Source organism: Pseudomonas sp. SST3, from assembly GCF_003325755.1.
Genome location: NZ_QORI02000091.1, coordinates 1 through 4876 on the forward strand (window position 1 = coordinate 1; position 4876 = coordinate 4876).

Here is a 4876-nt window from a genome sequence, read left to right on the forward strand (position 1 = left end):
CAGGGTCACGAACATGCCGAAACCGTCTACCGCGTGGCCGGCCGCGCCCTTCACCCAACGCTCGCCCACCAGCGGGTACAGCGCCGAACGCAGTGCCAGCGGTTGGTTGTGACGGTACGCAAAGTACGCCACGGCCAGGCCGACCAGCGCATAGATCGCCCAGCCGTGCAGGCCCCAGTGCAGGAAGGTCAGTTGCAGCGCCTGGCGTGCCGCGCCATTGCTGGCGGCAGCGCCTTCGGGCGGGTTGAAGTAGTGGTCCAACGGCTCGGACGCACCGAAATACAACAGCGAGATGCCGATACCGGACGAGAACAACATGCCGGCCCAGGCGCCATAGCTGAAGTCTGGGGTATCGTCCTTCGCACCCAGCTTAAGTTTCCCATAGGACGAAAACGCCAGGCCGACCACAAACACCAGGTAGGCGGCGATGACCACCATGTAGTACCAGCCAAAGCTTTTCGACAGCCAGGCCTGTGCGACACCGAGCAGGCGCCCGGCCTCCTGCGGGGCGACGATCAGAATGGCGGTCAACAACAAAATCAGCGCGGTGGAGGTGTAGAACACCCAACCGTTGACCCGGACCTTTTCCGGTGGGGTCTTTATAAGAGAGGCAGAACTCATGGCGCAGATGCTCCAGGCAGTGCGAGAGAGAAACACAAGGCAACGGTTATCCCGGGACATCGATTTTTCGGTCAGTCGACGGACGGGTGTTATAAAGACACCCCAAAATTCTTGAGCCCGCCTAAGCGGTGATCAGGCTCTGAAGTGGCCTGTTTCAAGGGTTTTTGCAGGTGTCGAAGGTTGCGGCTCGCAGGTAGGAAACATCTGTAGGCAGCGACCATTTGTCGCAGATCTTATTCTTTGTTGATTGAACGTTCAATCAAAACAAAATAGACTGGCCCTCAAGCCGACGGACGTGGATCGCCCATCGGCAGGCCTAAGGAGAGGTGCTACATGCCCAAGGTCGGTATGCAACCCATACGCCGCCAGCAGTTGATCGAAGCCACGTTGACGGCCATCGATCGGGTCGGGATGGGAGATGCCAGCATTGCGCTGATCGCCCGTCTGGCCGGCGTCTCGAACGGCATCATCAGCCACTACTTTCAGGACAAGAACGGCCTGATCGCAGCGACGATGCGCTACCTAATGAATGCGCTGATCGAGAACGTGCAAGAACGCAGGCGTGCCTTGAAGGATGACAGCCCACGGGCGCACCTTCAGGTGATCATCGAAGGCAACTTCGACGCCAGCCAGGTCAACGGCCCGGCAATGAAAACCTGGCTGGCCTTCTGGGCCACCAGCATGCACCACCCGTCATTGCACAGGTTGCAGCGGATCAACGATCAACGTCTGTATTCCAACCTGTGCTGCCAGTTCCGCCGAGTGCTGCCGCTGCCGCACGCACGCAAAGCAGCCCGAGGCCTGGCGGCCCTGATCGACGGTTTGTGGTTGCGCGGCGCCCTGTCGGGAGACGCTTTCGACACGGAGCAGGCGCAACGGATCGCTTACGAATACATGGATTTCCAATTGGCCAAGCAGGTGAGTTAGAGCACACATAACCGCTCAACCCCTGAACGTCCGCCGCTCAGTGTTGCCACACCCCCATGGCCCACTGTTCGGCGGGTAACGCCAACCACTTATGCACTTGCGAGGACTTTATGGCCCGTTTCGACCTGCAAAAACTCTACATTGACGGCGGCTACAGCGACGCTGGCAGCGATGCCACCTTCGAAGCCATCAACCCGGCTAACGGTGAAGTTCTCGCCCAAGTGCAACGCGCCACCAAAGATGACGTTGAACGTGCCGTGGTCAGCGCTGAAAAAGGCCAGAAAATCTGGGCCGCCATGACCGCCATGGAGCGTTCGCGCATCCTGCGTCGTGCCGTGGACATCCTGCGCGAGCGCAACGATGAACTGGCTGCCTGGAAACCCTGGACACCGGTAAAGCCTTCTCCGAAACCAAGTACGTCGACATCGTCACTGGCGCTGACGTGCTGGAATACTACGCCGGCCTGGTACCTGCCATCGAAGGTGAGCAGATCCCACTGCGCGATACCTCGTTTGTCTACACCCGCCGCGAGCCACTGGGCGTGGTTGCCGGTATTGGCGCGTGGAACTACCCGATCCAGATCGCCCTGTGGAAATCCGCACCGGCCCTGGCCGCCGGTAACGCGATGATCTTCAAGCCAAGCGAAGTCACCTCGCTGACCACTCTGAAACTGGCCGAGATCTACACCGAGGCTGGCGTTCCAGCGGGCGTGTTCAACGTACTGACCGGCAGCGGCCGTGAAGTCGGCACCTGGCTGACCGAGCACCCACGCATCGAAAAAGTCTCCTTCACCGGCGGCACCGACACCGGCAAGAAAGTCATGGCCAGCGCGTCGAGTTCCTCGCTCAAGGACGTGACCATGGAGCTGGGCGGCAAGTCCCCGCTGATCATTTTCGACGATGCCGACCTCGACCGCGCCGCCGACACCGCCATGATGGCCAACTTCTACAGCTCCGGTCAGGTCTGCACCAACGGCACCCGCGTGTTCGTGCCCAAGCACCTGCAAGCCGCGTTCGAAGCCAAGATCGTTGAGCGTGTGGCGCGTATTCGCATCGGCAACCCGGAAGACGAAAACACCAACTTCGGCCCGCTGGTCAGCTTCGCCCACATGGAAAGCGTGCTGGGCTACATCGACCAARGGCAAAGAGCAAGGCGCMCGYCTGCTGTGCGGCGGCGAYCGCCTGACCGAGGGTGACTTCGCCAAAGGCGCCTTCGTGGCTCCGACCGTGTTCACCGACTGCACCGATGACATGGTGATCGTGCGTGAAGAAATCTTCGGCCCGGTGATGAGCATCCTCACCTACGAAACCGAAGAAGAAGTGATCCGCCGCGCCAACGACACCGACTTCGGCCTGGCCGCTGGCCTGGTCACCAAGGACCTGAACCGCGCCCACCGCGTGATTCATCAACTGGAAGCCGGTATCTGCTGGATCAACGCCTGGGGCGAGTCCGACGCGAAGATGCCGGTTGGCGGCTACAAGCAGTCGGGCGTGGGCCGTGAGAACGGCATCAGCTCGCTGAACAACTTCACCCGCATCAAATCGGTACAGGTTGAATTGGGCGATTACGCCTCGGTGTTCTAACACCCGAGCCTTGTATTGCCCGTGAGGCCATCGCGGGCAAGCCCGGCTCCCACATTTGTTCTGTGTGAACCCGATCAAATGTGGGAGCTGGTTTGCCTGCGATCGAGTGCTAAGCACTCGCCAGACCTGACCACACTTCAAAGAGGGTACATTCATGTCCCAAGAATACGATTACATCATTGTGGGTGCCGGCTCTGCCGGTAACACCCTGGCGACCCGTCTGACCGAAGACGAAGGCGTCACCGTTTTGCTGCTGGAAGCCGGTGGCCCCGACTACCGCCTCGACTTCCGCACCCAGATGCCAGCCGCCCTGGCCTTCCCGCTGCAAGGCCGCCGCTACAACTGGGCTTACGAAACCGATCCAGAGCCACACATGGACGGCCGCCGGATGGAATGCGGTCGCGGCAAGGGCCTGGGTGGCTCTTCCCTGATCAACGGCATGTGCTACATCCGTGGCAACGCCATGGACTACGACAACTGGTCGAAGCTGCCGGGCCTGGAAGACTGGACCTACCTGGACTGCCTGCCGTATTTCCGCAAAGCCGAAACCCGCGACATCGGCCCCAACGATTGGCACGGTGGCGATGGCCCAGTCAGCGTGACCACGCCGAAAGCGGGCAACAACCCGCTGTTCCACGCCATGGTTGAAGCGGGCGTACAGGCCGGTTACCCACGTACCGAAGACTTGAACGGCTACCAGCAAGAAGGCTTCGGCCCGATGGACCGTACCGTTACGCCGAACGGCCGTCGCGCCAGCACCGCACGCGGTTACCTGGACACGGCTAAAAAGCGTTCGACCCTGACCATCGTCACCCATGCCCTCACTGACAAAGTGTTGTTCGAAGGCAAGCGTGCGGTCGGTGTGCGTTACCTGATCGGCGCCGCCGAAGAGCGTGTTGAAGCCCGTGCGCGCAAAGAAGTGCTGGTGTGCAGCGGCGCAATCGCTTCGCCGCAACTGCTGCAACGCTCCGGTGTCGGCCCGGCCAAACTGCTGGAAAGCCTCGATATCCCGGTGGTCACGACCTGCCGGGCGTGGGTGAAAACCTGCAGGACCACCTTGAGCTGTACCTGCAATACGCGTGCACCCAGCCAGTGTCGCTGTACCCGTCGCTGCTCTGGTACAACCAGCCGGCAATTGGTGCCGAATGGCTGTTCAACGGCACCGGCATCGGCGCCAGCAACCAGTTCGAAGCGGGCGGTTTCATTCGTACCCGTGAAGAGTTCGAGTGGCCGAACATCCAGTACCACTTCCTGCCGGTGGCGATTAACTACAACGGCAGCAACGGTGTGAAAGAGCACGGTTTCCAGGCGCACATGGGCTCCATGCGTTCGCCAAGCCGTGGCCGTATTCAGCTGAAGTCGAAGAACCCACGGGACTACCCGAGCATCCTCTTCAACTACATGGCCACCGAGCAGGACTGGCAGGAGTTCCGCGACGGCATCCGCCTGACCCGTGAAATCATGCAGCAGCCGGCACTGGACCCGTACCGTGGCCGCGAAATCAGCCCGGGTATCGAAGTGCAAACCGATGAGCAGTTGGACAAGTTCATCCGCGAGCACGCCGAGACCGCGTTCCACCCGTCCTGCTCGTGCAAGATGGGCACCGACGAGATGGCCGTAGTCGATGGCGAAGGCCGCGTACATGGTATGCAGGGCTTGCGGGTGGTCGATGCCTCGATCATGCCGATCATCACCACCGGCAACCTGAACGCGCCAACGATCATGATCGCCGAGAAAATCGCCGA

General features: G+C 60.8%; 2 protein-coding genes and 2 pseudogenes. 3 read left to right on the forward strand and 1 reads right to left on the reverse strand.

Annotation, left to right across the window (positions count from 1 at the left end):
- Window positions 1-564: BCCT family transporter (locus tag DQ405_RS24040; RefSeq protein ID WP_174824717.1), on the reverse strand; the 564-nt coding region annotated here is incomplete at its 3' end.
- A gap of 390 nt (window positions 565-954) precedes the next feature.
- On the opposite strand from DQ405_RS24040, the gene betI reads away from it, so the two are divergent.
- From betI to betA, 3 genes and pseudogenes are all read left to right on the forward strand, one after another.
- Window positions 955-1548, forward strand: a complete 594-nt coding sequence (gene betI, locus DQ405_RS24045) for a transcriptional regulator BetI (RefSeq protein WP_003194919.1) — start codon at window positions 955-957, stop codon at window positions 1546-1548.
- A gap of 110 nt (window positions 1549-1658) precedes the next feature.
- A pseudogene (gene betB / locus DQ405_RS24050) lies at window positions 1659-3131 on the forward strand (betaine-aldehyde dehydrogenase).
- Between the two features lie 154 nt (window positions 3132-3285).
- Window positions 3286-4876: pseudogene (betA, locus tag DQ405_RS24055) on the forward strand (choline dehydrogenase); the annotation flags it as partial.

What these genes read in the sequence shown, in the direction of transcription:
- betI (WP_003194919.1), top strand. Translation starts at nt 955, where the DNA reads ATGCCCAAGGTCGGTATGCAACCCATACGCCGCCAGCAGTTGATCGAA.